21 protein-coding genes, 1 pseudogene and 1 riboswitch are annotated in these 26,960 nt (G+C 69.6%); of the genes and pseudogenes, 15 read left to right on the forward strand and 7 right to left on the reverse strand.

Features of this window, described 5'->3' with window-relative positions; translation table 11 throughout:
- Positions 1 to 32: 32 nt before the first annotated feature.
- The 5 genes from AB0J21_RS31570 to AB0J21_RS31590 all read left to right on the forward strand — a co-directional run bounded on the left by AB0J21_RS31570 (position 33) and on the right by AB0J21_RS31590 (position 5,029).
- Positions 33 to 395 carry a YraN family protein gene (locus AB0J21_RS31570; protein WP_363149584.1) on the forward strand — a complete coding sequence of 121 codons (363 nt, stop codon included), beginning with the start codon at positions 33 to 35 and terminating at the stop codon, positions 393 to 395.
- Complete coding sequence (locus AB0J21_RS31575) at positions 396 to 2,015, forward strand: YifB family Mg chelatase-like AAA ATPase (protein ID WP_363149585.1); 1,620 nt, start codon at positions 396 to 398, stop codon at positions 2,013 to 2,015.
- Entirely contained in the window at positions 2,012 to 3,196 is a 1,185-nt protein-coding gene (gene dprA / locus AB0J21_RS31580) for a DNA-processing protein DprA (protein WP_363149586.1), read from the forward strand. Before AB0J21_RS31575 ends, dprA begins: the two co-directional genes overlap by 4 nt.
- A 246-nt stretch (positions 3,197 to 3,442) precedes the next feature.
- Positions 3,443 to 4,282: an RNA polymerase sigma factor WhiG gene (whiG, locus tag AB0J21_RS31585; RefSeq protein WP_363149587.1), complete on the forward strand. Its 840-nt coding sequence runs from the start codon at positions 3,443 to 3,445 to the stop codon at positions 4,280 to 4,282.
- Between the two features lie 189 nt (positions 4,283 to 4,471).
- Positions 4,472 to 5,029, forward strand: coding sequence for a helix-turn-helix domain-containing protein (locus AB0J21_RS31590; RefSeq protein ID WP_363149608.1), 558 nt, complete (start codon positions 4,472 to 4,474; stop codon positions 5,027 to 5,029).
- Between the two features lie 547 nt (positions 5,030 to 5,576).
- Here AB0J21_RS31590 and AB0J21_RS31595 read toward each other — a convergent pair.
- A pseudogene (locus AB0J21_RS31595) lies at positions 5,577 to 6,869 on the reverse strand (peptidoglycan DD-metalloendopeptidase family protein); the annotation flags it as partial.
- 361 nt (positions 6,870 to 7,230) lie between these two features.
- On the opposite strand from AB0J21_RS31595, the gene rpsB reads away from it, so the two are divergent.
- The 9 genes from rpsB to AB0J21_RS31640 all read left to right on the forward strand — a co-directional run bounded on the left by rpsB (position 7,231) and on the right by AB0J21_RS31640 (position 18,037).
- The gene (gene rpsB / locus AB0J21_RS31600; protein ID WP_363149588.1) at positions 7,231 to 8,184 is read left to right on the forward strand and encodes a 30S ribosomal protein S2; all 954 of its coding nucleotides are present in this window, start codon (positions 7,231 to 7,233) and stop codon (positions 8,182 to 8,184) included.
- 160 nt (positions 8,185 to 8,344) lie between these two features.
- The gene (gene tsf / locus AB0J21_RS31605) at positions 8,345 to 9,181 is read left to right on the forward strand and encodes a translation elongation factor Ts (RefSeq protein WP_363149589.1); all 837 of its coding nucleotides are present in this window, start codon (positions 8,345 to 8,347) and stop codon (positions 9,179 to 9,181) included.
- Between the two features lie 188 nt (positions 9,182 to 9,369).
- Positions 9,370 to 10,143 (forward strand): UMP kinase, encoded by a 774-nt coding sequence (gene pyrH / locus AB0J21_RS31610; RefSeq protein ID WP_363149590.1) that lies wholly within the window; start codon positions 9,370 to 9,372, stop codon positions 10,141 to 10,143.
- Between the two features lie 191 nt (positions 10,144 to 10,334).
- Positions 10,335 to 10,892: a ribosome recycling factor gene (gene frr / locus AB0J21_RS31615; protein ID WP_363149591.1), complete on the forward strand. Its 558-nt coding sequence runs from the start codon at positions 10,335 to 10,337 to the stop codon at positions 10,890 to 10,892.
- Complete coding sequence (locus AB0J21_RS31620; RefSeq protein ID WP_363149592.1) at positions 10,892 to 12,034, forward strand: phosphatidate cytidylyltransferase; 1,143 nt, start codon at positions 10,892 to 10,894, stop codon at positions 12,032 to 12,034. Before frr ends, AB0J21_RS31620 begins: the two co-directional genes overlap by 1 nt.
- Positions 12,035 to 12,207: 173 nt before the next feature.
- A complete protein-coding gene (rlmN, locus tag AB0J21_RS31625) occupies positions 12,208 to 13,320 on the forward strand; it encodes a 23S rRNA (adenine(2503)-C(2))-methyltransferase RlmN (RefSeq protein WP_363149593.1) in 1,113 nt (370 codons plus the stop codon).
- A gap of 102 nt (positions 13,321 to 13,422) precedes the next feature.
- Positions 13,423 to 13,550, forward strand: a riboswitch (TPP riboswitch).
- An 82-nt stretch (positions 13,551 to 13,632) separates the two neighbouring features.
- Positions 13,633 to 14,721: a thiamine ABC transporter substrate-binding protein gene (locus AB0J21_RS31630; protein WP_363149609.1), complete on the forward strand. Its 1,089-nt coding sequence runs from the start codon at positions 13,633 to 13,635 to the stop codon at positions 14,719 to 14,721.
- Positions 14,722 to 14,960: 239 nt separating this feature from the next.
- The gene (locus tag AB0J21_RS31635; protein WP_363149594.1) at positions 14,961 to 16,769 is read left to right on the forward strand and encodes an iron ABC transporter permease; all 1,809 of its coding nucleotides are present in this window, start codon (positions 14,961 to 14,963) and stop codon (positions 16,767 to 16,769) included.
- Entirely contained in the window at positions 16,766 to 18,037 is a 1,272-nt protein-coding gene (locus tag AB0J21_RS31640; RefSeq protein ID WP_363149595.1) for an ABC transporter ATP-binding protein, read from the forward strand. Before AB0J21_RS31635 ends, AB0J21_RS31640 begins: the two co-directional genes overlap by 4 nt.
- Before the next feature lie 287 nt (positions 18,038 to 18,324).
- On the opposite strand, the gene AB0J21_RS31645 is transcribed toward AB0J21_RS31640, so the two are convergent.
- The 6 genes from AB0J21_RS31645 to AB0J21_RS31670 all read right to left on the reverse strand — a co-directional run bounded on the left by AB0J21_RS31645 (position 18,325) and on the right by AB0J21_RS31670 (position 24,706).
- Entirely contained in the window at positions 18,325 to 19,404 is a 1,080-nt protein-coding gene (locus AB0J21_RS31645) for a Rossmann fold nucleotide-binding protein (protein WP_363149610.1), read from the reverse strand.
- A gap of 406 nt (positions 19,405 to 19,810) precedes the next feature.
- Positions 19,811 to 20,227, reverse strand: coding sequence for a VOC family protein (locus tag AB0J21_RS31650; RefSeq protein ID WP_363149596.1), 417 nt, complete (start codon positions 20,225 to 20,227; stop codon positions 19,811 to 19,813).
- A gap of 351 nt (positions 20,228 to 20,578) precedes the next feature.
- Positions 20,579 to 21,757 (reverse strand): hypothetical protein, encoded by a 1,179-nt coding sequence (locus AB0J21_RS31655; protein WP_363149597.1) that lies wholly within the window; start codon positions 21,755 to 21,757, stop codon positions 20,579 to 20,581.
- Positions 21,739 to 22,485: an ATP-binding cassette domain-containing protein gene (locus tag AB0J21_RS31660; RefSeq protein ID WP_363149598.1), complete on the reverse strand. Its 747-nt coding sequence runs from the start codon at positions 22,483 to 22,485 to the stop codon at positions 21,739 to 21,741. The genes AB0J21_RS31655 and AB0J21_RS31660 overlap by 19 nt, the downstream gene beginning before the upstream one ends.
- Positions 22,486 to 22,853: 368 nt before the next feature.
- Positions 22,854 to 24,233 (reverse strand): aspartate aminotransferase family protein, encoded by a 1,380-nt coding sequence (locus AB0J21_RS31665; protein WP_363149599.1) that lies wholly within the window; start codon positions 24,231 to 24,233, stop codon positions 22,854 to 22,856.
- Positions 24,218 to 24,706, reverse strand: coding sequence for an Lrp/AsnC family transcriptional regulator (locus tag AB0J21_RS31670; RefSeq protein WP_363149600.1), 489 nt, complete (start codon positions 24,704 to 24,706; stop codon positions 24,218 to 24,220). Before AB0J21_RS31670 ends, AB0J21_RS31665 begins: the two co-directional genes overlap by 16 nt.
- Positions 24,707 to 24,883: 177 nt before the next feature.
- Between AB0J21_RS31670 and AB0J21_RS31675 the strand changes: the two genes are divergently transcribed.
- Positions 24,884 to 26,323 (forward strand): gamma-aminobutyraldehyde dehydrogenase, encoded by a 1,440-nt coding sequence (locus tag AB0J21_RS31675; RefSeq protein WP_363149601.1) that lies wholly within the window; start codon positions 24,884 to 24,886, stop codon positions 26,321 to 26,323.
- Positions 26,324 to 26,960 lie beyond the last annotated feature (637 nt).

Genomic DNA, 26,960 nt, shown 5'->3' on the forward strand with positions numbered 1-26,960 from the left:
CTGCGTCACATTCGGTGACGGAGGTGGTGTCCATGAACACCCGAGGAGCTCTCGGAAAGTACGGCGAGGAACTCGCCACGCGCACGCTGATCGAGGCCGGGCTGCTTATCGTCGCCCGCAACTGGCGATGCGGAAGGTCCGGAGAGATCGACATCGTCGCCCTCGACGGCGACACCCTGGTCATCTGCGAGGTCAAGACACGCAGGGACGACAGCTACGAGCACCCCATGGCGGCGGTCCGGCCCCGCAAGGCCGACCGGCTGCGCGCGCTGGCCGAGCTGTGGCTCAGCCGCAACGGCGGGCCGCCTCCCGGAGGCGTCCGCATCGACCTGGTCGGTGTGACGGTGCCGCGCGGTGGCCCGGCACGTGTCGCGCACGCCCGGGGGGTGGTCTGAATGGGCTTCGCCCGCACCTGCTCGGTCACGCTGCTCGGAGTCGACGGTGTCGTGGTCGAGGTCCAGGCGGACCTCGAACCCGGGGTCGCCGCGTTCACCTTGGTGGGCCTGCCGGACAAGAGCCTGATCGAAAGTCGTGACCGTGTCCGCGCCGCGGTCGTGAACTCCGGTGCCGAATGGCCGCAGAAGAAGCTCACGGTCGGCCTCAGCCCTGCCTCGGTGCCCAAGAGCGGCAGCGGCTTCGACATGGCCGTGGCCTGCGCGGTGCTCGGCGCGGCCGAGCGGATCGACCCGAAAGTGCTGGCCGACCTCGTCATGATCGGTGAACTCGGTCTCGACGGCAGGGCGCGCCCGGTACGGGGCATCCTGCCGGGGGTGCTCGCGGCTGCGGACGCGGGGTACGACCACGTGGTCGTACCCGAGAGCGCGGCGGCCGAAGCAGCCCTGGTGCCCGGCATGTCGGTGCTCGGGGTGCGCAGTCTGCGTCAGCTCATCGCCGTACTCACGGGTGAACCCGTCCCGGACGAGCCGCCCGAGACCAGCGGCCGCGCTGACCCGCTGCTCGCCGGACTGTGTGTGCCCGGGGCCGGGTTCGGCACCGGCGTCGTCGCGGGGGCCGAGGGCGCACACCGCCCCGATCTCGGCGATGTCGCGGGCCAGCACGCGGCCAGGACGGCGCTCGAAGTGGCGGCAGCCGGCGGCCACCACGCCTTTCTGCACGGGCCACCGGGCGCGGGGAAGACGATGCTCGCGGAACGCCTGCCGGGCATCCTGCCGCCACTGACTCGTGCCCAGGCCCTGGAGGTGACAGCCGTCCACTCGGTGGCGGGCATCCTGCCGCCGGGCCGTCCCTTGCTGGAGACGCCGCCCTATTGCGCTCCGCACCACTCGGCGACCATGCAGTCCCTGGTGGGCGGTGGGAACGGGCTGCCCAGGCCCGGCGCGGTGTCGCTGGCACACCGCGGTGTGCTGTTCATGGACGAGGCGCCGGAGTTCGACCCGCGGGCACTGGATGCCCTCCGTCAGCCCCTGGAGTCGGGACACGTCGTGATCGCCCGGGCTGCCGGAGTGGTGCGGTTGCCTGCCAAGTTCCTCATGCTCCTCGCCGCCAACCCCTGCCCCTGCGGGAGGCACGGCCTTGTCGGTGACTCGTGCGACTGTCCGTCCGCGATGGTGCGGCGCTACCAGGCGCGTCTGTCGGGACCCTTGTTGGACAGGGTCGACCTCAAGGTCCGCGTGGAACCCGTGAGCCGTGCCGAACTGCGGGCGACAGGCGCACCCGGCGAATCGACCAAGGTGGTCGCCGACCGGGTGCGGGAGGCGCGGGAGCGGGCGCTCAAACGCTATGAAGGAACGCCCTGGTACAGCAACGGTGAAGTGCCAGGGCACGAGCTCCGCACACGCTGGCCCGCCGTTCACGGAGCGCTCGACGTGGTGGAGCGCGATCTGGAACGCGGTCTGCTCAGCGCGCGCGGACTCGACCGCGTGCTCCGTGTGGCCTGGACCGTCGCGGATCTGGCCGGTCACGACCGGCCCGACAACTCGGACATGGCCTCCGCCCTGCAACTGCGCACGGGAGTGTCTCGCGGTGTTCCCCTGGCCGGCGGGGGTGGACGATGACCGCGGCGTCCATCTCGGGGCCTCCTCCTGTGACGGGGGAGCGGCTGGCCCGCGCCGCACTGACCCGGGTCTTCGAACCCGGAGACCGCAAGGCCACTGCCCTGCTGCGGGAAGTCGGCGCGAAGGGCCTCGTCGCACGACTGGCCGGCCGGACGGACCCGCCACGGGGCTTCACCACGTTCCGGTGGAAGGGCCTGTGCGACCGGGCGGCCCGCGCCCGGCCCGAACACGACCTGGAGACGGCGGCCCGGGTGGGCGCCCGCTTCGTCTGCCCCGGAGACACCGAGTGGCCCGCTCAGCTGGATGATCTCGGTTCGGCGCGCCCTCTCGGTCTGTGGGTGAGAGGCTCCGTCGACCTCAGAATGTGGGCGTTGCGATCCGTGGCCCTGGTCGGGGCGAGAGCCTGCACGGAATACGGGGCCCACGTGGCGAGCAGGCTGGCCGCCGATCTCGCCGAACGCGGTTGGGTGGTGGTGTCCGGCGGGGCGTACGGCGTGGACGGTGCGGCGCACCGCGGTGCTCTCGGCGCCGGTGGCGCGACGGCCGCTGTGCTGGCGTGCGGCATCGACCGCTGCTACCCGGCAGGCCATGCCCAGCTGATGAAGCGCATTGCGCAACAAGGTCTGCTCGTAGGTGAGTTGCCGCCGGGAGAACATCCGACGCCCAGCAGGTTCGTTCTGCGCAACCGGGTGATCGCCGCCCTTACGAGGGGAACCGTGGTGGTCGAGGCGGCACTTCGCAGTGGCTCGCTGGTGACGGCTCGTGCCGCCCAGCGAATGGGGCGGCACACCATGGGCGTACCGGGGCCGGTCACCAGTGGGCTGTCGGCGGGTGTGCATGAACTGCTGCGGGCCGAAGGGCATCTGGTCACCGACGCGGCCGACGTGATCGAACTGGTGGGGGCGGTCGGCGAACTGGGCGAGGAGCGCAGGGGGCCGATCGTTCCCAGGGATCTGCTGACACCGGAAGCGGCACGCGTGCTCGCGGTTCTGCCTGCCCGCGGAACCATCGCCGCGTCCGACATCGCCCTCGGCGCGGCAACCGTCACGGATGACGCTGTCGCGCGGCTGTACGAACTGCAGGCCCTCGGTTTTGTCGAACGACATGGCGACGGCTGGCAGTTGACACGCCAGACGGGAAGCCCCGGTTTTTCGACTCCCGGCGCCGTGCAGGGGCAGTGATTCGAGGGGCCGGTGGGGCTTCAACGGCCTTGCCGGTCCCGGCGAAAGCATGTCGGTGATCATCGCTCAGCGTGTTGGTCATGACCGTGCCGGTAGGTGAGCGGAACGTATCTGCGTACGTGTGATCCCCTAGCATTCGCACACTGCGACAGCGCAGTCACGCTACGCTCACAACGAAATTCAGACCCGCGGCGTCAGCCCGCGCACAACCGGCTCAGTTCACAGCAGAACGGCACAAGGCGACGAATGCCCCAGCAGATCTCCGGCTCCGACGGGGCGGCGGCTCCCCCCGCCGCTCGCGGCGACAGCGTGCGGCGTCACGCACCCAAGTCGGTCGACGAACTGTGGCGGATGTACAAGTCAACGGGGGACGGACGACTGCGCGAGCAGCTGATCCTGCATTACTCACCCTTGGTCAAGTACGTCGCGGGACGCGTGAGTGTCGGGCTGCCCCCCAACGTGGAGCAGGCCGACTTCGTCTCCTCCGGTGTCTTCGGCCTGATCGACGCCATCGAGAAATTCGACATCGAGCGCTCCATCAAGTTCGAGACCTACGCGATCACACGCATCCGTGGCGCGATGATCGACGAGTTGCGTGCCCTCGACTGGATTCCCCGCTCCGTGCGTCAGAAGGCCCGCAACGTCGAGCGTGCCTACGCCACGCTGGAAGCCCAGCTGCGACGCACCCCCACCGAGATCGAAGTGGCGGACGAGATGGGCATCGCCGTCGAGGAACTGCACGCGGTCTTCAGCCAGTTGTCCCTCGCCAACGTGGTGGCGCTGGAGGAACTGCTGAGCGTGGGCGGAGAGGGCGGCGACCGCCTCAGCATCATGGACACGCTGGAGGACACGGCTGCCGACAATCCGGTCGAGGTGGCCGAGGGACGGGAGCTTCGGCGGCTGCTCGCGGGAGCCATCAACACCCTGCCGGACCGTGAGAAGACCGTCGTGATGCTCTACTACTACGAGGGGCTTACTCTCGCGGAGATCGGCCACGTCCTCGGTGTCACCGAGAGTCGCGTCAGTCAGATCCACACCAAATCGGTTCTGCAGTTACGGGCGAAGCTCTCCAGCTTCGGTGTGTGACGCAGGGGCGATCAGGGCGGGCCGCTCGGCAGCGCGCCGTTGCGAGGGCGCCGGGGCTCGTACCGAGCCGAGTGACCGGACGCTCTTTGCCGGGATTTGGCCGTACGCCGCGCATCATTGCCGGACCGGGTGGGCGGGTGGGGATCACGTCCGTAAAGTGGTCGGGTGCCCAGGATTCGAGCGGCCTCCGTGGCCGAGCACCGGTCGATGCAACGTGGCGCCCTCTTGGACGCCGCCCGGTCCCTGCTGTCGGAGGGAGGGACGGAGGCCCTGACCTTCCCCGCCCTAGCGGAACGGACGGGACTGGCCAGGTCCTCCGTCTATGAGTACTTCCGCTCGCGCGCCGCAGTCGTGGAAGAACTCTGTGCAGTCGATTTCCCGGTCTGGGCGGCCGAGGTCGAGTTCGCGATGGCCGAGGCCGAGACGCCGACGGACAAGGTCGAGGCGTACGTGCGGCGGCAACTCGACCTTGTGGGGGACCGGCGGCACCGTGCCGTGGCAGCCATCTCCGCGAGCGAACTGGACGCCGGCGCGCGCGAGAAGATCCGCGCCGCCCACGGTGGGCTCGTCGCCATGGTGGTGGAAGCGCTCAGCGACCTGGGCCACGGACAGCCGCGGCTCGCGGCGATGCTGCTCCAGGGTGTCGTCGACGCCGCTGTGCGCCGGATCGAACTCGGCGTGGCCGAGGAGCCGGCACAGATCGCCGACGCCGCGGTAGCCATGGCGCTGCGCGGCGTGCACGGCTGATCCGCTTCTGGCCCGTCTCGTCTTCGCCCTGAGCGCACCGTCCTTCACGGGCTGCTGTGTGCGCGGCGGGCGGCGGCGGGAAGACCTCTCGCGTTCGTGACGACCCGCGAACCTGTTTCCAGGACGCCGAGACGCGGATACGGCGTCGGCTGTGCCGACCGAGCCGCCTGAGCAGACGCGGTACCCCCTCGGCGCCGCGCCGCAGCCAGCGGTTCGCCCTGTTCCACACACGCGACGTCCAGGAGACGCTCGCGGCCAGAGCAGTTCCCGCGCCCTCCGGCCCCATGCCCGTCAGCACCTCGGGTGCGCCGGACGGCCGAGGCGGGCGACCAGCGCTCGGGCCGGTGGTCGGTACCGAACCTGCGGGCGCACCGGTCATGGCCTCGGGGCCGGATGCCGTCGCGGCATGCGTCGTGCCTGCCTCGTCGGTGAGAGGCAACAGACGTGATGGACCGGCGGACAACATGTCCGGGGGCAGCAGGGACAGCGGGTCCAAGTAGACGTCGCCCCTCAGCAGGCCCCAGTGCAGACACCCACCCGGGCAGTGAAAAGGCCCCCCCTTCTCGATGACGCCCACCTGCTCCCCGGCTGCCAGTACGGCTCCCTTCTGGACCGAGGGGGCCACTGGCTCGTAGGTCGTGCGCAGCGGCGGAGTTCCCGATCGCAGGAGTTCGACGGTGACGACACCCCGGCCGGCGACCTCGCCGACGTAGACCACCGTGCCGGCCGCCGCCGCTCGTACCGGCGTGCCCGGCGCAGCACCGAGGTCAACACCGCGGTGGCCGGGGCCGTACGGCGAGCTCGGAGGCTCCCAGCCGCGCAGCACCGGTGGACGGCTGCCCACGGGCCAACTCCTGGCTTCGGAGTCGAGGGACGCGTGGTCCGGACGGGACGGATCAGGGGCCGGGGCGGTCGGGACAGGCGTCGGCGCGGGACCGGGAGAGACACCGTCGCCGGGAGTGGGCTCGTCCGAGCCGGCACCGGGTGACGGTGCTGACGGCTGGGTGCTCCGTTCGGTATCAGGCCGGCGCTCCGGGCGGACAGCGGTGGGCTGCGCGATGTCCGGTGACCCAACGGGCGCGTCGGTCTCGCACGTCCCCCGACTCGCGCGTGTGTGGGCGGAGCGGCGACGGTCCCCGCGCTGTGCGACGTCGCCCGGCTGGGGCGACGGCCGGGGAGGGCGGGCCCGACCGTAGTGGTCCCCGGACGCTTTGAGGGGGCTGTCGCGGTGAGCCGACGGCGATGTCGGCGCTGCGGGACGGAACGAGGCCGCCCTGGAGCCCCGCCGTCCGACGCTCCTGCGGGAACGCGGCCTGTCGCGTGACGTGTGCGGCGCCGGTCGGGTGCGTGTCGATGCCTTGCCGAGAGACGCGTCCCGCTGATGGTCCCTCGCAGGCTGCTCGGGCGGCGGGCCGAGGGGAGCGTGCTCGGCAGGCACGGCCTCTTGCCCGCTGCGGACCGGAGCGTCCTGTGGGCGGCCCGTGCCGAAGCTGCCAGGCTCGGCAGGCTTCTCGGCAGAAGGCCGGTGGACAGGGGGCCGCTGGGCTTCCGCGCGCCGCTCCGGGGCAGCCCTCTTGGCGGGACCGGGGCGCGCAGGAGTACGTGACGCCCAGGACCGTGTGTCCGGCCCGGTGTCCGTGCGCTCTGCCGCCGGGGCCTCCTGGGCAGGCTTCGCCCACCCAGGAGACTCGCGGAGCGAAGTGCGACTCATGAAATCGGCGGCCTTGCCGACGGCCCACGGCAGGAGTGACGTCACGAGAACCGCCGAAGCGGCTGTCACCGCGAGTGCGCCCCATCCCCATCGGCCGCGGAGCCTTCCACGTTCGTCCCTTCTGGACATACTGTCTTCCCCCGTTCACTTGCGGTGCTCCACCACACCAGTCGACGTCGGTCACATGCTGGATAAGCTCACGCAGAGTGGTCATCCCGATGGCTATCGTGACGCAGTCGAAGGGGATTCGGGGATCTTGGTCCGTATCTGTGGATAACTGTCCCGTTGTGGATAACGCCGTCACCCGGTCGCGTCACCGTCCCGTACACTTCTGGTGGCGATCCGGGTCACCGGATCGACTTCGCACGCCCCGACACCGGCACTTTCGTAGGTGTCCGCGCTTCTCGGTCCTTTGTGGCACGGCGCGTCAGGGGCGTCAGGAGCGGTCGCCGTCCGGCGTCCGCAACCGGGAAAACAAGGAGATACGGCCATGGCCGTCGTCACGATGCGGGAGCTGCTGGAGAGCGGCGTCCACTTCGGTCACCAGACCCGTCGTTGGAACCCGAAGATGAAGCGCTTCATCTTCACGGAGCGCAACGGCATCTACATCATCGACCTGCTCCAGTCGCTGTCGTACATCGACCGCGCCTACGAGTTCGTCAAGGAGACCGTCGCCCACGGCGGCACGGTCATGTTCGTGGGTACGAAGAAGCAGGCGCAGGAGGCCATCGCGGAGCAGGCCACCCGCGTCGGCATGCCCTACGTCAACCAGCGTTGGCTCGGCGGCATGCTCACCAACTTCTCGACCGTCTACAAGCGCCTGCAGCGCCTGAAGGAGCTCGAGCAGATCGACTTCGAGGACGTGGCCGCCTCCGGCCTCACCAAGAAGGAGCTCCTGGTCCTCTCTCGCGAGAAGGCCAAGCTGGAGAAGACCCTCGGCGGTATCCGCGAGATGCAGAAGGTGCCCAGCGCCGTCTGGATCGTGGACACCAAGAAGGAGCACATTGCCGTCGGTGAGGCGCGCAAGCTCAACATCCCGGTCGTCGCGATCCTCGACACCAACTGTGACCCCGACGAGGTCGACTACAAGATCCCGGGCAACGACGACGCGATCCGCTCCGTCACCCTGCTCACCCGCGTGATCGCCGATGGTGTCGCCGAGGGCCTCATCGCCCGTTCCGGTGCCGCGACCGGTGACTCGAAGCCGGGCGAGAAGGCCGCCGGCGAGCCGCTGGCCGAGTGGGAGCGCGACCTGCTCGGAGGCGACAAGAAGGACGAGGCCGCCGCCGAGACCGAGGTGCAGACCTCTGCCGAGACCGAGAAGGTCGCCGACGCCGAGTCCGCCGAGGCTCCGGCCGCTGTCGAGGCCCCCGCCGCCGAGGCCCCGGTCGCCGCTGAGGCCCCCGCTGCCGAGGCTCCGGCCGTGGAAGCCGATCAGGCCTGACCCGCACCGCTCCGGTAGTGACGGCGGGGGCCACTGCCCCCGCCGTCCACCCGTAGATTCTCGTGGATCTTCGCGCTGCCCACCCGTAGAGACCCTGCGGCGCAGGCGAGAACACCGCTGATCCGCGATCTTCCAGACTTCGAGAAAGATTCACTGAATCATGGCGAACTACACCGCCGCCGACGTCAAGAAGCTCCGTGAGCTCACCGGCGCCGGCATGATGGACTGCAAGAAGGCGCTGGACGAGGCCGACGGCAGCGTGGACAAGGCCGTCGAGCTGCTCCGCGTCAAGGGCCAGAAGGGCGTCGCCAAGCGCGAGGGCCGCTCCGCCGAGAACGGCGCCGTCGTCTCCCTCATCGCCGACGACCACACCTCCGGCGTCCTGGTCGAGCTCAAGTGCGAGACCGACTTCGTCGCCAAGGGCGACAAGTTCCAGGCTGTCGCCAACACCCTCGCCGAGCACGTCGCCAAGACCTCGCCCGCCGACCTGGAGGCGCTGCTCGCCTCCGAGATCGAGCCCGGCAAGACCGTCCAGGCGTACGTGGACGAGGCGAACGCCAACCTCGGCGAGAAGATCGTCCTGGACCGCTTCGCCCAGTTCTCCGGTGGCTACGTCGCGGCGTACATGCACCGCACGATGCCCGACCTCCCGCCCCAGATCGGCGTACTCGTCGAGCTGGACAAGGAGAACGCCGAGGTCGCCAAGGACGTCGCGCAGCACATCGCCGCTTTCGCGCCGAAGTACCTGACGCGCGAGGACGTTCCGGCCGAGGTCGTCGAGACGGAGCGCCGCGTCGCCGAGGAGACCTCGCGCAACGAGGGCAAGCCCGAGGCCGCCCTGCCGAAGATCATCGAGGGTCGGGTGAACGGCTTCTTCAAGGAGGTCACCCTTCTCGACCAGCCGTTCGCGAAGGACAACAAGAAGTCCGTCAAGAAGGTCCTGGACGAGGCCGGTGTCAGCCTGAAGCGTTTCGCGCGCATCAAGGTCGGCATCTGAGTCCGGACCACGATCGACTCAAGCCCTTCCCGGCAGTGCCCGGGAAGGGCTGTGGGCGGTCGGCGACGTACGGTGCCCCGTACCGCCGCTGACAGCTGATCTGACGAGGAGGCCATTGCCGTGCACGGGTTGCGAACCATCCCCTGCGGCAGTGGCCTTCTTGGTATGCGCATCACTAGGAGAAACCCATGACCATGGCCGAGGCCGATAAATCCACCGATCCGAGCGAGCACGGCAAGGGCGCCGGCCGCTTCCTGCTGAAGCTCTCCGGCGAAGCCTTCGCCGGTGGTGGGGGACTGGGTGTCGACCCCGACGTGGTGCACGCCATCGCTCGTGAGATCGCCGCCGTGGTGCGCGGAGGCGCGCAGATCGCTGTCGTCATCGGCGGCGGCAACTTCTTCCGGGGCGCGGAACTGCAGCAGCGCGGGATGGACCGGGCCCGGTCCGACTACATGGGCATGCTCGGCACCGTCATGAACTGCCTCGCGCTTCAGGACTTCCTGGAGAAGGAGGGCATCGACTCCCGTGTGCAGACGGCCATCACCATGGGGCAGGTGGCCGAGCCCTACATCCCGCTGCGCGCCATTCGCCACCTGGAGAAGGGCCGCGTGGTCATCTTCGGTGCCGGAATGGGAATGCCGTACTTCTCCACCGACACCACCGCCGCCCAGCGTGCTCTGGAGATCCACGCGGAAGCCCTCCTCATGGGCAAGAACGGTGTGGACGGGGTCTACGACGCGGACCCCAAGACCAATCCCGACGCCGTGAAGTACGACGCGCTGGGCTACGGCGAGGTCATCACCCGGGACCTCAAGGTCGCCGATATGACCGCCATCACCCTGTGCCGCGACAACCGGCTGCCCATTCTCGTCTTCGAACTGCTCGCCGCGGGCAATATCGCGCGAGCCGTCAGGGGTGAGAAGATCGGCACGCTCGTAAGCGATCAGGGCGCCCGGGCCTGAGCCCGGGGCGCTCCGTAGCCCACGGGCACCACGGAGCGCCGTCGTCGTCGGCAGGGATGGACAAAGCCCTGCCGCTCGGACACCGTTCAGTACAGAAGAGACGCGACGCAGCCGGACCTGTGCGCACTCCCGCCGCCACGACGGGGCGGGACGATCCCGTCAGGCCAACTCAAGACACGCAGGAGCAAGTGGTGATCGAAGAGACCCTCCTCGAAGCCGAGGAGAAGATGGAGAAGGCCGTTGTGGTCGCCAAGGAAGACTTGGCCGCCATCCGTACCGGCCGCGCGCACCCGGCGATGTTCAACAAGATCGTGGCCGACTACTACGGGGCCATGACGCCGATCAATCAGCTCGCGTCGTTCTCGGTGCCGGAGCCGCGCATGGCGATCGTGACCCCGTTCGACAAGAGCGCTCTGCGCAACGTCGAGCAGGCCATCCGCGACTCCGACCTCGGCGTCAACCCGAGCAACGACGGCAATATCATCCGAGTGGTCTTCCCGGAACTCACCGAGGAACGCCGCAAGGAGTACATCAAGGTCGCCCGCACCAAGGGCGAGGACGCGAAGGTCTCGATCCGCGCCGTACGCCGCAAGGCGAAGGACGCGCTCGACAAGCTGGTCAAGGACAAGGAGACGGGCGAGGACGAGGTCCGTCGCGCGGAGAAGGAGCTCGACGACACCACCGCGAAGTACGTCGCGCAGGTGGACGAGCTGCTCAAGCACAAGGAATCCGAGCTGCTCGAGGTCTGATGAACGACTCTTCCTGGGGCGCGCCGTCCCGCACCGGATACGGCGAGCCGTGGCCCACCCCCGGACAGGGGCCTGTCCAGGGGGTTGCCTCGGCGGGTCCCGTGTACGAAGGGCAGGACGTCCAAGAGACTCGGCCCATGCCCATCGTGCCTGACGTACCCGCGAGCGGCGGAGACCAGGATGACGACCGGGGGACCGCTCGGCTGAGGGGTCCCCTGTTCCGCGACGAACTGCCGCAGGAGCCCATGGAGAGCGAGCCCGGACCCCCGTCGCACCGTGCACCGGACCCGGCGTCCGCTCCCGCGGGGCAGCCCACGCCGCAGAAGAAGAGCGCGGGCCGTGACCTGGGCGCGGCCATAGGGGTCGGCCTCGGCCTCGGTGTGGTCGTCGTCGCCTCGCTGTTCATCGTCAAGGCGGTTTTCGTCGGTGTCATAGCGGTGGCCGTCGTGGTCGGCGTCTGGGAGCTCACGTCGCGGCTGTCGGAGCGCAAGGGCATCAAGGCTCCGCTGATCCCGTTGGCCCTGGGCGGCGCGGCCATGGTGATCGCCGGCTACGCACGAGGCCCCGAGGGCGCGTGGGTGGCAGTGGCGCTGACGGCGCTCGCCGTCCTCGTCTGGCGTATGACACAGCCCCCGGAGGGCTATCTCAGGGACGTCACGGCCGGCGTGTTCGCCGCGTTCTACGTGCCGTTCCTGGCGACCTTCGTGGCCTTGATGCTCAGGGCGGACGACGGCGCCTGGCGGGTGCTGCTGTTCCTCGTCCTGACCGTGGTGAGCGACACCGGCGCCTACGCGGTCGGATGGCGCTTCGGCAGCCACAAACTCGCGCCCCGTATCAGCCCCGGCAAGACGCGGGAGGGGCTGATCGGCGCCGTGACCTTCGCCATGGTCGCGGGCGCCCTGGGCATGCAGTTCATGATCGACGACGGGGCGTGGTGGCAGGGGCTGCTGCTCGGCCTCGCGGTCGCCGTCAGTGCCACCCTCGGTGACCTGGGCGAGTCCATGATCAAGCGGGATCTCGGGATCAAGGACATGGGTACGTTGCTGCCGGGGCACGGCGGCATCATGGACCGGCTCGACTCGTTGCTCCCCACCGCTCCCGTCGTCTGGCTGCTGCTGGTCCTCTTCGTCGGCTCGGGGTGACGGGGCGCGCGTTACGCTGAAAGGGTCCGCCATTCATGTGGTGGGCCCTTTTCGTGTTCGCGGCCCGGGGCCGTCGCCCCGTACGGGGCGCGTCCTGCTGCCCCGTTCCCCGTCCCCGAGGCGTCCGGCACCCTTCACGGCGTGCAGTGCGCCGCACTGAGGAGTTTCCGCCCATGGCCCCGCCCGTCCCGGGAGAGCTCACCTTCGTCGCACCGCGCGGAGCCAAGAAGCCGCCCCGTCACCTGGCCGACCTCACCCCCGCGCAGCGCAAGGAGGCGGTCGCCGACATCGGCGAGAAGCCGTTCCGCGCGAAGCAGCTCTCCCAGCACTACTTCGCCCGCTACGCGCATGACCCGCAGCAGTGGACGGACATTCCGGCCGCCGCACGTGGAAAGCTTCAGGAAGCGCTGCTGCCGGAGCTGATGTCGGTTGTCCGGCACATCTCCTGCGACGACGACACGACCCGCAAGACGCTGTGGAAGCTCTTCGACGGCACCCTGGTGGAGTCGGTGCTGATGCGGTACCCGGACCGCGTCACCATGTGCATCTCCTCGCAGGCCGGCTGCGGCATGAACTGCCCGTTCTGCGCGACGGGGCAGGCCGGTCTCGACCGCAACCTCTCGACCGCCGAGATCGTGCACCAGATCGTCGACGGCATGCGGGCCCTGCGCGACGGGGAGATCCCCGGGGGCGTCGCCCGTCTCTCGAACATCGTCTTCATGGGGATGGGCGAGCCGCTCGCCAACTACAACCGTGTGGTCGGCGCCATCCGTCGTCTCACCGATCCGGAGCCCGACGGTCTCGGGCTGTCGCAGCGTGGCATCACCGTGTCCACCGTCGGCCTCGTCCCGGCCATGCACCGGTTCGCCGACGAGGGCTTCAAGTGCCGGCTCGCCGTATCGCTGCACGCCCCCGACGACGAACTGCGCGACACCCTCGTCCCCGTCAACACGCGCTGGAAGGTGCGGGAGGTGCTGGACGCCGCGTGGGAGTACGCGGAGAAGTCGGGGCGGCGCGTGTCCATTGAGTACGCGCTCATCCGCGACATCAACGACCAGGCGTGGCGCGGGGACCTGTTGGGCCGTCTCCTCAAGAACAAGCGCGTCCACGTCAACCTCATCCCGCTCAACCCCACCCCGGGTTCCAAGTGGACCGCGTCACGCCCCGAGGACGAGCGGGCTTTCGTCGAAGCCATCGCCGCCCACGGTGTGCCGGTGACGGTGCGCGACACGAGGGGGCAGGAGATCGACGGGGCGTGCGGCCAGCTCGCGGCCGCGGAACGGTGACCTGCGCCACCGGATGCTCCCAGCGGTAGGGTGGCTGCGTACATTCGTTCCGTACTCGTCCGTCTGAGCGGCGTCGTGGGTACGGGGCGGAGACAACTTCACACATTCCGACAGGGGAGCGCCACAGCGCTGAGAGTGCGGCACCACGTCCCGTCACGGGGCGACCAGGTCGCAGACCCTCTGAACCTCGCCCGGGTCATTCCGGGTAGGAAGTTCGGTCATCACTCATGCTGTTGCGCCATGCCCACCTTCCGGCCGGGAGGTGGGCATGGCCGCGTCTTCTCCTGGTCACCCAGGAGGAATTCAGTGCGCATCACGATCACGAAAAGGATTGCCGCGAGCGTCGCGGCCACGGGCCTCGGCATCGGCGCCCTCGCGGGCTGCGGCTCGGACGGGGGCAACGGGGACGACAAGGCGAAGGACAAGACCGTCACGCTGGTCACTCACGACTCCTTCGCCGCGTCCAAGAGCGTCCTCGCGGCCTTCCAGCAGAAGACCGGCTACACGGTGAAGGTCCTCAAGAGCGGCGACGCCGGCCAGGCCGTGAACCAGGCGGTGCTCACCAAGGGCAATCCGCAGGGTGACGTCTTCTTCGGCGTCGACAACACGCTGCTGTCCCGCGCCCTCGACAACGGGCTGTTCCAGCCCTACGAGGCCAAGGGACTGAACCGCATCGGGACCGACGTCCAGCTTGACGGGGCAAGGCACCGCGTGACTCCCGTAGACACCGGCGACATCTGCGTGAACTACGACAAGAAGTACTTCGCGCAGAAGAAGCTCGCCCCACCCCGCAGCTTCGCCGATCTTATGAAGCCGCAGTACAAGAATCTTCTGGTCACCGAGAACGCCGCGACGTCCTCGCCCGGCCTCGGCTTCCTGCTCGGTACGACGGCGCAATACGGCGACGACGGATGGCAGGGGTACTGGCGCAAGCTGAGGTCGAACGGCGTCAAGGTCGTCGACAGCTGGGAGCAGGCGTACAACGAGGAGTTCTCCGGTTCGGCCGGAGGCAGGAAGGCCGGTGGCGACCGTCCGCTCGTGGTCTCCTACGCCTCCAGCCCGCCCGTGGAGGTCCTGTACGCCGACCCCCGGCCGAAGGACGCGCCCACCGGTGTGGCGTCGGGGACCTGCTTCCGGCAGATCGAGTTCGCAGGGCTCCTCGACGGTGCGGCGAACGAGGAGGGTGGCAAAGCACTGATCGACTTCCTGATCAGCGGCAGGTTCCAGGCGGACATGCCGCTCAAGATGTTCGTGAACCCTGTGGTGAAGGGCACCGAACTGCCGGAGCTGTTCTCCAAGTACGACGGGACGGCGCAGGGCGCGCACACCGTCGCGCCCGAGGCGATCGCTGAACACCGTGAGGCGTGGATCAAGTCGTGGACCTCACTCGTCGTCAAGTGACCGGCTCGACGGGCCCCGGGGGCACGGAGGCGGATACCGCGTGCTCCGACGGTGCGGAGTCGCGCTCGCTGCCGCGGCAGCAGGCCGATCCCCCCGCGCTGTCGCCCGCCCCGTCTATGGCCCCGTCGCCGTCAGAGAGGGCCCTGTCGCTGTTTGGCGCCCCGTCTCCGCAGAGGCGGCCGGACGGTGTCGCCGCGCGACGTGCTCACCTTCGCGACGCTGCGGCACGGCTCGGGCTCATGGCCGCACCCGTCGCGTTCTTCGCCTTGTTCTTCGCCTACCCGGTGGCAGCCATCGTCGGCCGTGGTCTGAAGACGTCCGGGGGATGGCAGTTCGGAAGGGTCTTCGACGTACTGGGGCAGGGCGACGTCCAGGAGGTCCTGTGGTTCACGACCTGGCAGGCGTTCGCCTCGACGGTGCTGACCCTGGTCGTCGCGCTGCCCGGCGCCTACGTCTTCGCCCGCTTCGAGTTCCCCGGCAAAGAGCTGCTGAGGGCCGCGGTGACCGTCCCGTTCGTGCTGCCCACCGTCGTCGTGGGTACCGCCTTCCTCGCGCTTCTTGGGCGCGGCGGCCTCACCGACGAACTGTGGGGAATCCGGCTGGACACCACGGTCTGGGCGATCCTCCTGGCGCACGTCTTCTTCAACTACGCCGTGGTCGTGCGCACCGTAGGGGGGCTGTGGGCCCAACTGGACCCGCGACAAGAGGAAGCGGCACGTACCCTCGGCGCTTCGCGCTGGGCGGCGTTCCGCACCGTGACCCTGCCGGCTCTCGCTCCGGCTGTGGCCGCGGCGGCTCTCATGGTGTTCCTGTTCACCTTCACCTCGTTCGGCATCGTCCAGATCCTGGGCGGACCCGCGTACTCGACCCTGGAAGTGGAGATCTACCGGCAGACGGCGCAGCTGCTGGATCTGCCCACCGCGGCCGTGCTGACACTCCTCCAGCTCGCCGCCGTCGTAGCCATCCTGGTGGCCCACTGGTGGACCGTCCGACGCAGTGAGACCAGCTTGAAGCTCGTCGACGCCGCCACGACCACTCGACGCCCCCGCGGCGCGGGAGAATGGACGCTCTTCGGGGCGGTGCTGGGTTTCATCGCCCTTCTCCTCGTCCTGCCCCTGGCGGTTCTGGTCCGACGGGCCTTCGACGGTCCCGAGGGGTTCGGGCTCGGCTACTTCCGTGCGCTGGCCTCGGCGGACGGCGGACTGTTCCTCGTGGCGCCTCTCGCGGCGATCGGCAACTCGCTGCGCTACGCCGCCGTGGCGACGCTGATCGCTCTGGTCGTGGGCGGGCTGGCCGCTGCCGCTCTGAGCCGCCCGACGCGCGGGCGGAGGGACCCCCTTGTCGACGCCCTGGTGCGAGGGTTCGACGGGCTGCTCATGCTGCCGCTCGGCGTCTCAGCCGTGACCGTCGGATTCGGCTTCCTGATCTCGCTCGACAAGCCCCCGCTGGACCTGCGTGCCTCATGGTTCCTGGTGCCGCTGGCCCAAGCCCTCGTCGGTGTCCCGTTCGTGGTGCGGACCATGGTGCCGGTCCTCCGCGCGGTGGACCAGCGCCTGCGCGAGGCGGCGGCCGTACTCGGAGCCTCGCCCTGGAGAGTGTGGCGGGAAGTGGATCTGCCCATGGTGCGGCGGGCTCTGCTCGTCGCCGCAGGCTTTGCCTTCGCCGTGTCTCTCGGCGAGTTCGGAGCGACAGTGTTCATCGCTCGGCCTGACGCTCCGACGTTGCCCGTCGCGGTCTCCCGACTGCTCGGGCGGCCGGGCGACACCAACTACGGGCAGGCCATGGCGCTCTCGACGGTGCTGATGGCGGTCTGTGTCGTGTCCTTGCTGGTACTCGAACGGATCCGGCCACGCGGCACGGCCGCTGTCCCCGGCGGTCACGCTCCGGTCGACACCGACGCCGCGTCCATGACGCACCGTCGGCGGGCGCCATGGCGCGAGGACGGGGCCTCGGGGAAGGCCGACGAGACGGGGGCACGGGGCCGCGCTTTCGTCCTGTACGGCGGTGACACCACCGGTCCCACCGGTGACGAGAAGGAGCAGTCATGACCGAGCGGGACACGGCGCCGGGCACGTTTCCTGCGCGCACCGAAGCGCTGGAGAAGGCGGCCTTCGCCCGATGCGACGGTGCCGTGAGGCAGGGGACGGTGCGGGACGCTCTTCCGTCCGTGCCCCGCGCGAACGCTGCACGGGGCACGGACGGGCTGCACAGCGCGGACGGACCGGACGGCGCGACCCGAGCGGACGGTGCACCGGACGCGGACGGTGCACACGGTGCGGACTACGCCGAGGAAGCGGCGTTGCGGCTGTTGGGTGCCACCGTTCGCTTTGGCTCCGGGCAGCCGGCGCTCGACGGGATCGACCTCGCGGTGGCTCCCCAAGAGATCGTGTGCGTGCTCGGACCGAGCGGAAGCGGTAAGTCCACCTTGCTGCGCACCGTAGCCGGGCTTCAGCCGTTGGACGGGGGACATGTCCTGCTCGGAGGCAGGGACCAGGCGGGCATCCCCGTGCACCGACGGGGCGTAGGCCTCATGTTCCAGGACCATCAGCTCTTCCCGCAGCGCGACGTCGCGGGCAACGTCGCTTTCGGCCTCCGGATGCACGGGACGCCGCGAGCCGATCGAGTGCGCCGTGTCGAGGAGTTGCTCGACCTCGTCGGACTGCCCGGAGCGGGCGGCCGAAGAGTAGGAGCCCTCTCCGGAGGAGAGCAGCAGCGGGTTGCCCTGGCGCGTGCTCTGGCGCCCCGCCCCCGGCTCCTGATGCTGGACGAACCCTTGGGCCAGCTCGACCGGAGCCTGCGGGAACGGTTGGTCGGCGAACTCCGTGCGCTGTTCACCGAACTGGGAACGACGGTCCTCGCCGTCACGCACGACCAGGGAGAGGCGTTCGCGCTCGCGGACCGAGTCGTGATCATGCGGGACGGCTGTATCGCTCAGACCGGGACGCCACTCGAAGTCTGGCGGCACCCGGCCGACGAGTTCGTGGCTGGCTTCCTGGGGTTCGAGAACATCACCGAGGGAGAGATCGTGTCCGGCGTCGCCCGAACCGTCTGGGGGCAGGTCCCGGTGGCCTCAGGCGACCTACGTGGCCGGCACACCCTGCTGGTACGGCCCGCCGGAGTGCGCGTCGTCGGTGTGACCGAAGGACTGCCTTGCGAGGTCGTGTCCCGTACTTTTCGGGGGACTCACGTCGCGGTGCGGTTGCGGCCGGACGGCGCCCCGTCCCTGGAAGCTGCCTGCTCCCTGCGTGAGGCACCGGAGCCGGGTGCGAGGGTGGGAGTCGCGTTCGCCCCCGAAGAGGTCGTCGTACTCGGCTGAGGAGCCGCAGCGGCCTCGCACCTGGGCCCTGCACCCGGTGCCCAACGGGGCGCTCCTGGCCAAGGGAGCGCCTGTTCGTGGTTCGACTCCCGTTGCCGGGCGACGGCGGAACGAGGCAGCGGGGCAGGCGACCACCGGGACGGGGCCGCCCTGTCCGTCCCCGTCCCCGTCCGTCCCCGTCCGTCCAGCCCCGTGCCGTGTTCGGCGCGGCGTCGGCCTGCCGGCCCGCTGTTCGGCTCACATCGGTGTCGGTCCGGCTGCCCACCGGACCGGCGCGGTGAGGCGTTTCACCCTGAGATGTGCTGCAGAGCGGCCGCCGCCTGGTCGACACGGTCCACCAAGGCGATCCTGTTCTCCAGCGAACGCCCCTGTGCCAGAGCCTGCAGGAGTGGCCACGTGGGTAGCCGCTCGGTCCAGTGCTCCTTGCCCACAAGGACCATGGGCGTCGGAACGCCGCGCGACTCGTAGTAGTTGGGCGTCGCGTTGTCGAAGATCTCCTGAACCGTTCCGGCCGCTCCGGGCAGGAAGACGACACCGCCGTTGGACCGGGCGAGCAGGCCGTCCTCGCGCGTGGCGTTCGCGAAGTACTTCGCGATGTGGCTGGCGAAGCTGTTGGGAGGCTCGTGGCCGTAGAACCATGTGGGTACCGAGACCGACATGCCGCCTCGGGGCCACTGGGTTCGCACCTCGAACGCCGCCCGAGCCCAGGCGGTCACGGACGGCGTGAAGGAGGGCTCCTTGGCCAGGACGTCGAGTGCGAGGGGCAGCATCTCGTCGGTGTACGGGGCCGCGTAGGCACCGAGTTGGGCTGCTTCCATCGCGCCTGGGCCACCCCCGGTGGCCACAACCGCGCCGGACCTGGCCAGCTCGCGTCCCAGGCGCGCGGCGTCGGCATATTCCACGGTGCCCCGCCGCAGGGCGTGGCCGCCCATGACGCCGACGACCCTCTTGCCGACGAGGAATTCGTCCAGGGCGTCCGACAGGGCGTCGTCGTGGATGGCGCGGAGCATGGACGACAGGATGTCTCCGTCGCTCTTCGTCCGCTGAAACCAGGTGTAGGCCGTCGCGTCCGGCGTCCCCTCGTAACCCGCGGGCCGGTCGAGCCCGTCGAAGAGTTCCTCGGCGGTGTAGAGCCGTGCCCGGTACGGGTCGAAGGGCAGGCCGGGTACGCGTGGGAAGACGAGAGCGCCGGCGGTCTGCACGTGTGCGGCGGTCGCGGGGAGCATGGCGCACCCGAGAAAGATCGCTCCTCGGGTGACCACTGAAGCCAGAGCCTCTGCCCGCGTCGTCAGGTCCACCGCCTGAACCCGGCAGCCGGTGAGGGACCCGGACTGTACGGCGAGGTCGAAGTCGGCGATCGACTCGATCTCCTTGCCGGTGAGGGACGTACCCGGCGCACTGTTCGCGCGGGCGTCAACGGCGGACGACGGAGCGGGGACAGGGCTGGACGCCCCGGATATCGGCAGCACGCCACATGGTAAGCACTGTCGACTGAGAGGAGACGGGACGGGGCGCCGGACACGGAGCGGCCGGTCGAGCACGAGAGACGGGGGCGTCGTAAGCCGCGGTGGTGGTGTTCCGGCTGTTGCGTGACCGGCCTCACGGCCCCGTCCTACGCATGCGGCGACGGGGCGCCATACGGGCAGGTGGATACCCGCGACGTCAGGACTCCTGCGAGCCTGGGACGCCTAACAGGCTCAGCGACCTCCGAACCTCCGACCTCCGACCTCCGAACCTTCGTCCAAGGTCCTACCCGCCGTACCTGGAGACGGCTCAGCCTTTGATGGAGGCCGGATCCATCCACACGACTTCCCACACGTGGCCGTCCGGGTCCTGGAAGGAGCGGCCGTACATGAAGCCGTGGTCTTCGGGCTCACGCGCAGGGGTGGCGCCCGAGGCAAGTGCCTTGTCCGATAGTTCGTCCACCTTCTCCCGGCTCTCCGCGCTGAGGGCGACGAGGACCTCGTTCGACTTCGAGGCGTCCACGATCCCCTTGCCTGACGGAGTGAACTCCTGGAAGCGAGCATTCTCGAGGAGCATCACCACGATCGCGTCGCTGATCACGACGCTGGTGGTGTGTTCGTCGCTGAACTGCTCGTTGATCGGATATCCCAGGTCAGTGAAGAACTTCCGGGAAACGGACAGATCTTTCACCGCAAGATTGACGAAGATCATCTGCTGATAGGTCATTTGGCCTGTCCTGTTCGTCTGTTTTCGGCGTACGGGGTGTTCGACGTCCTGCGTTTGGGGCCTGATGCCGTGGTGCCTGAGGCCGGTCGGAGTGTGCTGGCAGTGGTGCTGCGGGATGGACGACGGTGCGACGTACTGGGGCGGGGCGTACCGTTCCCGCAAAGTGGCCGCTGCCTCGTGTGCTGCGGTGGAGAGGCACGGTCCGCCCCGCGGCCAGGACCGAAGCGCTCTCCTCGTGGGGTAGACCGCTACGTCATGCGGAACTCATCGATGTTTCGGCAATCGGCGCACCGTCGTCGGGACGGCGGACGGGCGCACGTCGCTGAGCCATGGATGCTGCGCGCTCGGTGGTCAGCCGGCAAGGGGGAGCGTGGCGAGTACGGCGACCACCCAGGCGAGCGGCGCCAGCACGAGGAGAAGAGCCCCCGCCCGCACCGCCACCGCCGAACGCAGGGTCGCCACGGGGGCACCCGCGCGCTGCAATGTGGCGGTCGTCTCGTGACGCGCCTGACGGGACTCCACAGCGGCCAGCAACAGGGCGGCCCCGGCGCACGCCGCGACCAGGGTCACACCGAAAACCGTGAGGAGCCCCGGGGCGGCGTCTCCCTGCCGTGACGGGGCGGCGCCGTCGAGCCGTAGGGCGGCCAGCAGGGCCGCCGCCACGGCGCACACCACACCGACCGGCCTTCCGATACGCCGGGCCTCTTCCTGCAACCCACGGCCCGCCAGGAGCCGGACGGCGCCCGGGTGGGCGGACTGAAGCAGGCGACCGCACAGGTAGGTCAGCCCCGGTCCCGCTACGGCCAGGCCGAGCGCGGTCAACACCCAGCCCGTCAGCGTCCCCGCGAGACTGCCGCCCGCACCGTCGAGCCACGCCGTCCCGCGCCGTTCGACGCCCCGTCCCGCATATGTCTGTACGGCGAGACCGGCCGTCAGCAGTGCGATACCCCAGGGCAGGCCGGCCGGGGGCGTCGCCGGTGGCACGGGAGTGTCGGAGGTTCGGCCGTCCTCGGCTCCGCGTCCCCTCGCGCCGACGGGCGCGGCGAGCGCGGCGGACACCGAGGCGATGACCGGAACGATGGCGAGCAGCGTGACGATGCCGGCCAGCGGCAGTGAATACATGGCCCCCAGGGCCTTAGCCGCTCCGTGGCCCAAAGGCTGACCCACGAGGTTGCCCCGGGCGAAAAGGAAGGCGAGCAGCGCGACGACGGAGCCCAGGCCGCAGAACGCCGCGGTGGCGACACCGGCGAAGACGCGGAGCCCGGTCCCCTCCAGGCCGAACGCCGCGAGGCCACTGCGGTCGGGCCGCAGCGCGGGGTCCGTGCGGGCAACGGCGACAGCGACGTACACCGTGGCCACGAGGGGAACGAGGCACCAGGCCAGTCGTACGGCGCCCCCCGGGCCGCCCTGCAGGGCATGGCCGAGGGCGCACAGCAGGAGGAAACCGGTGCCCGCCGAAGCGGCTGACACGAGAAGGCGACGGAGCTGGACGTCGGGCCGTCCACCGCGCATCAGACGGAGAGCGAGCACGTCGCGCGGCCCTCCGTGTCGGAGGGGCCCGGGGCGGCGGTGACCGGCACGGTGCGGCCGTCCTCAAGGGTGACGGTGCGGTCGGCGAGGTCGGCGGCCTCCGCGCCGTGGGTGGTCATGACGACGGTGACGCCGTGGGTGCGTGCGGCGGTGGCCAGTGTGCGCAGGACGACGGCGCGGTCCACGGCGTGCAACGGGGCGGTGGGCTCGTCCGCGAAGAGCACGGCCGGTGTCGTGACGAGCGCCCTGGCGATCGACACACGTTGCCGTTCCGCGTGCAGCATCTCGTGCGGCCGTTTGCGCGCGCTGCGGGGGATGTCGAGGCGCTCCAGCCACTCCTCGGCCGTCACCCGCGCCGTACGGTGCGGCACCCCGCGGAGCAACAGGGGCAGGGCCACGTTCTCCCATGCCGTCAGTTCGGGCACCAGCCGCGGTTCGGGATCGATCCAGCCGAAGTGGTCCCGGCGCAGCCGTTCACGGTGCACGGCACCCAGATCGTGCACGGGGTGCTCCTCGAACCAGACCTCGCCCTGGTCGGGGACGTGCTGACCGGAGAGGCAACGGAGAAGGGTGGTCCGTCCGCTGCCCCGCGGGCCGCCGACCGCGACGATCTCCCCTCGGCGCACGCCGATCGAGACGTCCCTCAGCGCGGGGGAGCCGCAGTAGGAGACGTGCAGGGACCTCGCACGCAGCACGTCGTCGGCCGAGGGGTGAGACGGGGCCTCCATGCAGTGCACCTCAGTTCCGCTCCGGGCCGTCAGATCCGCACGGGAGACGCGCTCCAGGTCCTCGTCCCGGTGGGGGGACGAGGCGCCCCGTCCTCAGGACGGGCTGCCCCGTCCGATTCCGCGACGTCCGCCCGGGAAGCGCGCGCTTTCTCCCGAAAACGGGTGGAACGTAACACGTGGACGTGCAAGCCGCCCGGCAGCCCACAGGTCTCGCGTGGCAAAGCCTCTGCACGCCCTGGTCACCCGTCACCCGATCGGTGCAACGGCTGCGTGGGAGGTGACGTGAAGGGTCGCACGAGTGCGGACGGGGCGGAAAAGCGAACGGCCCGGCCCCCACCCACTCGGGTGAGGCCGGGCCGTGAGCGGCGTCAGATCTTCGTCCACGCCTCGGTCAGCACCTGGCGGACGATGCCCTCGATCTCGTCGAAGGTCGCCTGGTCGGAGATGAGCGGCGGCGACAACTGGATGACCGGGTCTCCGCGGTCGTCGGCCCGGCAGTACAGGCCGTACTCGAAGAGCTTCTTCGAGACGAAGCCGTACAGAATGCGCTCGGACTCCTCTTCCGTGAAGGTCTCCTTCGTGGCCTTGTCCTTGACGAGCTCGATGCCGTAGAAGAACCCGTTGCCACGGACGTCGCCGACTATGGGCAGGTCCAGCAGCTTCTGCAGTGTGCCGAGGAAGGCGGCCTCGTTGTCGAGGACGTGCTGGTTGAGCCCCTCACGCTCGAACAGGTCGAGGTTGGCGATGCCCACCGCCGCCGACACGGGGTGACCGCCGAAGGTGTAGCCGTGCAGGAAGGTGTTGTCCTGGCGGTAGAAGGGCTCGGCGAGGCGATCGGAGACGACGCAGGCCCCGATCGGCGAGTAGCCGGATGTCATCCCCTTGGCGCAGGTGATCATGTCCGGGACGTAGTCGAACTTGTCGCACGCGAACACCGTCCCCAGGCGGCCGAACGCGCAGATGACCTCGTCCGACACGAGCAGCACGTCGTACTGGTCGCAGATCTCGCGCACCCGCTGGAAGTAGCCGGGCGGCGGCGGGAAGCAGCCCCCGGCGTTCTGCACGGGCTCCAGGAAGACCGCGGCCACCGTGTCGGGCCCCTCGAAGAGGATCTGCTGCTCGATCTGGTCGGCGGCCCACCGGCCGAAGGCCTCGGGATCGTCGCCGTGGATCGGGGCACGGTAGATGTTGGTGTTGGGCACCTTGTGGGCGCCGGGCACCAGCGGCTCGAAGGGGGCTTTCAGACCGGGCAGCCCCGTGATCGACAACGCCCCGTGGGGCGTGCCGTGGTACGCCACGTTGCGCGAGATGACTTTGTGCTTGGTGGGCTTGCCGACGAGCTTGAAGTACTGCTTGGCGAGCTTCCAGGCGGTCTCCACCGCCTCGCCGCCGCCGGTGGTGAAGAAGACCTTGTTCAGGTCGCCCGGTGCGTGGTGGGCGAGGCGTTCCGCGAGCTCCACGGCCTTGGGGTGCGCGTACGACCAGATCGGGAAGAAGGCGAGTTCCTTGGCCTGCTTCGCCGCGGTCTCGGCGAGTTCCGCGCGCCCGTGCCCGGCCTGTACGACGAACAGGCCGGCGAGACCGTCCAGGTAGCGCTTGCCCCGGTCGTCGTAGATGTAGGTGCCCTCGCCCCGCACGATGGTCGGGACGGGCGCGTTCTCGTACGAGGACATGCGGGTGAAGTGCATCCACAGGTGGTCGTACGCGGTCTTGGACAGGTCGTTGCTCACGGCTATCGGGTTCCCCACATGTAGGTCTGCTTCTTGAGCTTCAGGTAGACGAAGCTCTCGGTGGAGCGCACCCCGGGGAGGGCGCGGATACGTTTGTTGATCACTTCGAGCAGGTGGTCGTCGTCCTCGCAGACGATCTCCACCAGCAGATCGAAGGAGCCGGCGGTCAGGACCACGTACTCGACCTCGTCCATCGCGGAGACGGCCTCGGCGATGCCGTCGAGATCTCCCTCGACGTTGATCCCGACCATGGCCTGGCGTCGGAAGCCGACGGTCAGAGGATCCGTCACGGCCACGATCTGCATGACGCCCTGGTCGAGCAGCTTCTGCACCCGCTGCCGCACGGCTGCTTCGGAGAGGCCCACGGCCTTGCCGATCGCGGCGTACGGGCGGCGGCCGTCCTCCTGGAGTTGTTCGATGATCGCCAGGGAGACGGCGTCGAGCGACGAGCCGCCGCCCCCTGTTCTGGAATCTGCACTGCGACTGGCCACCTCCTCACTCTGCACGAGGACTCGACGGTTAGGCAAGGTCCGATCGATGAAATCCGTTGTTCACGCGACGGAAAAACACTAATTCCGAAGCTCTGGGGGAGTGGGTGTGTCGAAAGCGTCGGAGTACCGACTAGGGTGGGTGTCTCAAGTTCTGGACACCCGACAGGAGGGCCGGCAGTGAGCACCGAACTGCGTCGACTGCGCAACTACATCGACGGGGAGTTCCGCGATGCCGCCGACGGGGCGACCACCGAGGTCGTCAACCCCGCCACCGGCGAGGCGTACGCGAGCGCCCCGTTGTCGCGACAGGCCGACGTCGACGCCGCCATGGACGCCGCGGCCGCCGCCTTCCCCGCGTGGCGCGACACGACGCCGGCGGAGCGGCAGAAAGCCCTGCTGCGGATCGCCGACGCCTTCGAACAGCGGGCCGAGGACCTCATCGCCGCGGAGGTGGAGAACACCGGGAAGCCGGTCGGGCTCACCCGCTCCGAGGAGATCCCGCCGATGGTGGACCAGATCCGTTTCTTCGCGGGCGCCGCGCGCATGCTCGACGGCCGCTCCGCGGGCGAGTACATGGAGGGACTCACCTCCTTCGTCCGCCGCGAGCCGATCGGCGTCTGCGCCCAGGTCGCCCCGTGGAACTACCCGATGATGATGGGCGTCTGGAAGTTCGCGCCGGCCCTCGCCGCAGGCAACACCGTGGTGCTCAAGCCTTCGGACACGACGCCCGCCTCGACCGTGCTCATGGCGGAGATCATCGGCTCCGTCCTGCCCAAGGGTGTCTATAACGTCGTGTGCGGCGACCGCGACACGGGGCGGCTCATGGTCGAGCACGACACCCCCGCGATGGCCTCCATCACAGGCTCCGTCCGCGCCGGGATGCAGGTCGCGGAATCCGCCGCCAAGGATCTCAAGCGGGTTCACCTCGAGCTGGGTGGCAAGGCGCCAGTTGTCGTCTTCGAGGACGTGGACGTCGCCAAGGCCGTCAGCGGCATCACCGAGGCGGGCTTCTTCAACGCCGGCCAGGACTGCACCGCCGCTACGCGCGTGCTCGTCCACGAGTCCGTGCACGACGAGTTCGTCGCGGCTCTCGCGAAGGCCGCCGCCGAGCTCACGACCGGCGGCCCCGAGAACGAGGACGCTTTCTACGGCCCCGTCAACAACGCGAACCAGCTCGCCCAGGTCACCGGATTCATCGACCGCCTGCCGTCGCACGCCAAGGTCGAGACCGGCGGCCACCGGGTCGGCGAGAAGGGGTACTTCTACGCGCCGACCGTCGTCTCCGGACTGCACCAGGACGACGAGATCATCCAGAACGAGGTCTTCGGCCCCGTCATCACGGTGCAGTCCTTCCGTGACGAGGCGCAGGCCCTGGAATACGCCAACGACGTCGACTACGCCCTGGCCTCCTCCGTGTGGACCAAGGACCACGCCCGGGCGATGCGCATGTCCAAGTGGCTCGACTTCGGGTGCGTGTGGATCAATACCCACATCCCGCTCGTCGCGGAAATGCCGCACGGTGGCTTCAAGAAGTCCGGGTACGGCAAGGACCTCTCGCTGTACGGCTTCGACGACTACACGCGCGTCAAGCACGTCATGACCTCGCTGGAGGGCTGACGGGGCGGGCGCGCTCGCCGACGGGGCGCATGACATCGGCGCGGCCCTGTGCGCGTCGAGGGCCGCGCGGCCCTCGACGCGCAGTCTCCGCGTTGCGGGGCGCGGGTGGCCCGCCGCTCGTGTCGCCGACCGTCCGTGTCGACGGGCCCGTCCCGCCTGCGTACGTCTTGCCTGCTGGACTGCCTCGCCCGGCTCCGACGCTCGCCGGTGCAGCTCGGTTGCCGCGTTTGAGCTCGGCTGTCGCTGTGCTGGGCCTGTTCCGGTGAGCCCGGCCTCTGCCTGGGCCTCGGGCCTCACCGGCCCACCCCATCACGGCAGTTCGCTCTCGACAGTGTGTCGTCTGCTGGGGACCGGCCTTTACGCGGCGTCCATTGCACCCGTGGAAGGTGGGGCTGCATCCTGCGCGGGTGTCGATGAACCGGATGTTCCGTCTGCCGTCCGCGCCGCCCCGTCTCCTCGCCGGCTCCGCCCCGTCCGGGCCCGCCGCCGATCGCATCGTGACCCGACGCGGCGTCCTGCGCGGCGTCGGCGCGGCAACCGCCCTAGTGTGATGCACCGGAAATCCTGGCGTTAAATTGCTACGGTTTCAGGATGTCGTTTTCGGGACGCTCTTCCGCCGAGTTCGTTTTGACCGCTG

The organism is Streptomyces sp. NPDC049954 (genome assembly GCF_040656295.1).
Classification (GTDB): Bacteria; Actinomycetota; Actinomycetes; order Streptomycetales; family Streptomycetaceae; genus Streptomyces.

Coding starts and splice junctions, on each gene's coding strand:
- AB0J21_RS31570 (WP_363149584.1), top strand. CDS start 33: ATGAACACCCGAGGAGCTCTCGGAAAGTACGGCGAGGAACTCGCCACG.
- AB0J21_RS31575 (WP_363149585.1), top strand. CDS start 396: ATGGGCTTCGCCCGCACCTGCTCGGTCACGCTGCTCGGAGTCGACGGT.
- dprA (WP_363149586.1), top strand. CDS start 2,012: ATGACCGCGGCGTCCATCTCGGGGCCTCCTCCTGTGACGGGGGAGCGG.
- whiG (WP_363149587.1), top strand. CDS start 3,443: ATGCCCCAGCAGATCTCCGGCTCCGACGGGGCGGCGGCTCCCCCCGCC.
- rpsB (WP_363149588.1), top strand. CDS start 7,231: ATGGCCGTCGTCACGATGCGGGAGCTGCTGGAGAGCGGCGTCCACTTC.
- tsf (WP_363149589.1), top strand. CDS start 8,345: ATGGCGAACTACACCGCCGCCGACGTCAAGAAGCTCCGTGAGCTCACC.
- pyrH (WP_363149590.1), top strand. CDS start 9,370: ATGACCATGGCCGAGGCCGATAAATCCACCGATCCGAGCGAGCACGGC.
- AB0J21_RS31620 (WP_363149592.1), top strand. CDS start 10,892: ATGAACGACTCTTCCTGGGGCGCGCCGTCCCGCACCGGATACGGCGAG.
- rlmN (WP_363149593.1), top strand. CDS start 12,208: ATGGCCCCGCCCGTCCCGGGAGAGCTCACCTTCGTCGCACCGCGCGGA.
- AB0J21_RS31635 (WP_363149594.1), top strand. CDS start 14,961: ATGGCCGCACCCGTCGCGTTCTTCGCCTTGTTCTTCGCCTACCCGGTG.
- AB0J21_RS31640 (WP_363149595.1), top strand. CDS start 16,766: ATGACCGAGCGGGACACGGCGCCGGGCACGTTTCCTGCGCGCACCGAA.
- AB0J21_RS31650 (WP_363149596.1), bottom strand. CDS start 20,227: ATGACCTATCAGCAGATGATCTTCGTCAATCTTGCGGTGAAAGATCTG.
- AB0J21_RS31660 (WP_363149598.1), bottom strand. CDS start 22,485: ATGGAGGCCCCGTCTCACCCCTCGGCCGACGACGTGCTGCGTGCGAGG.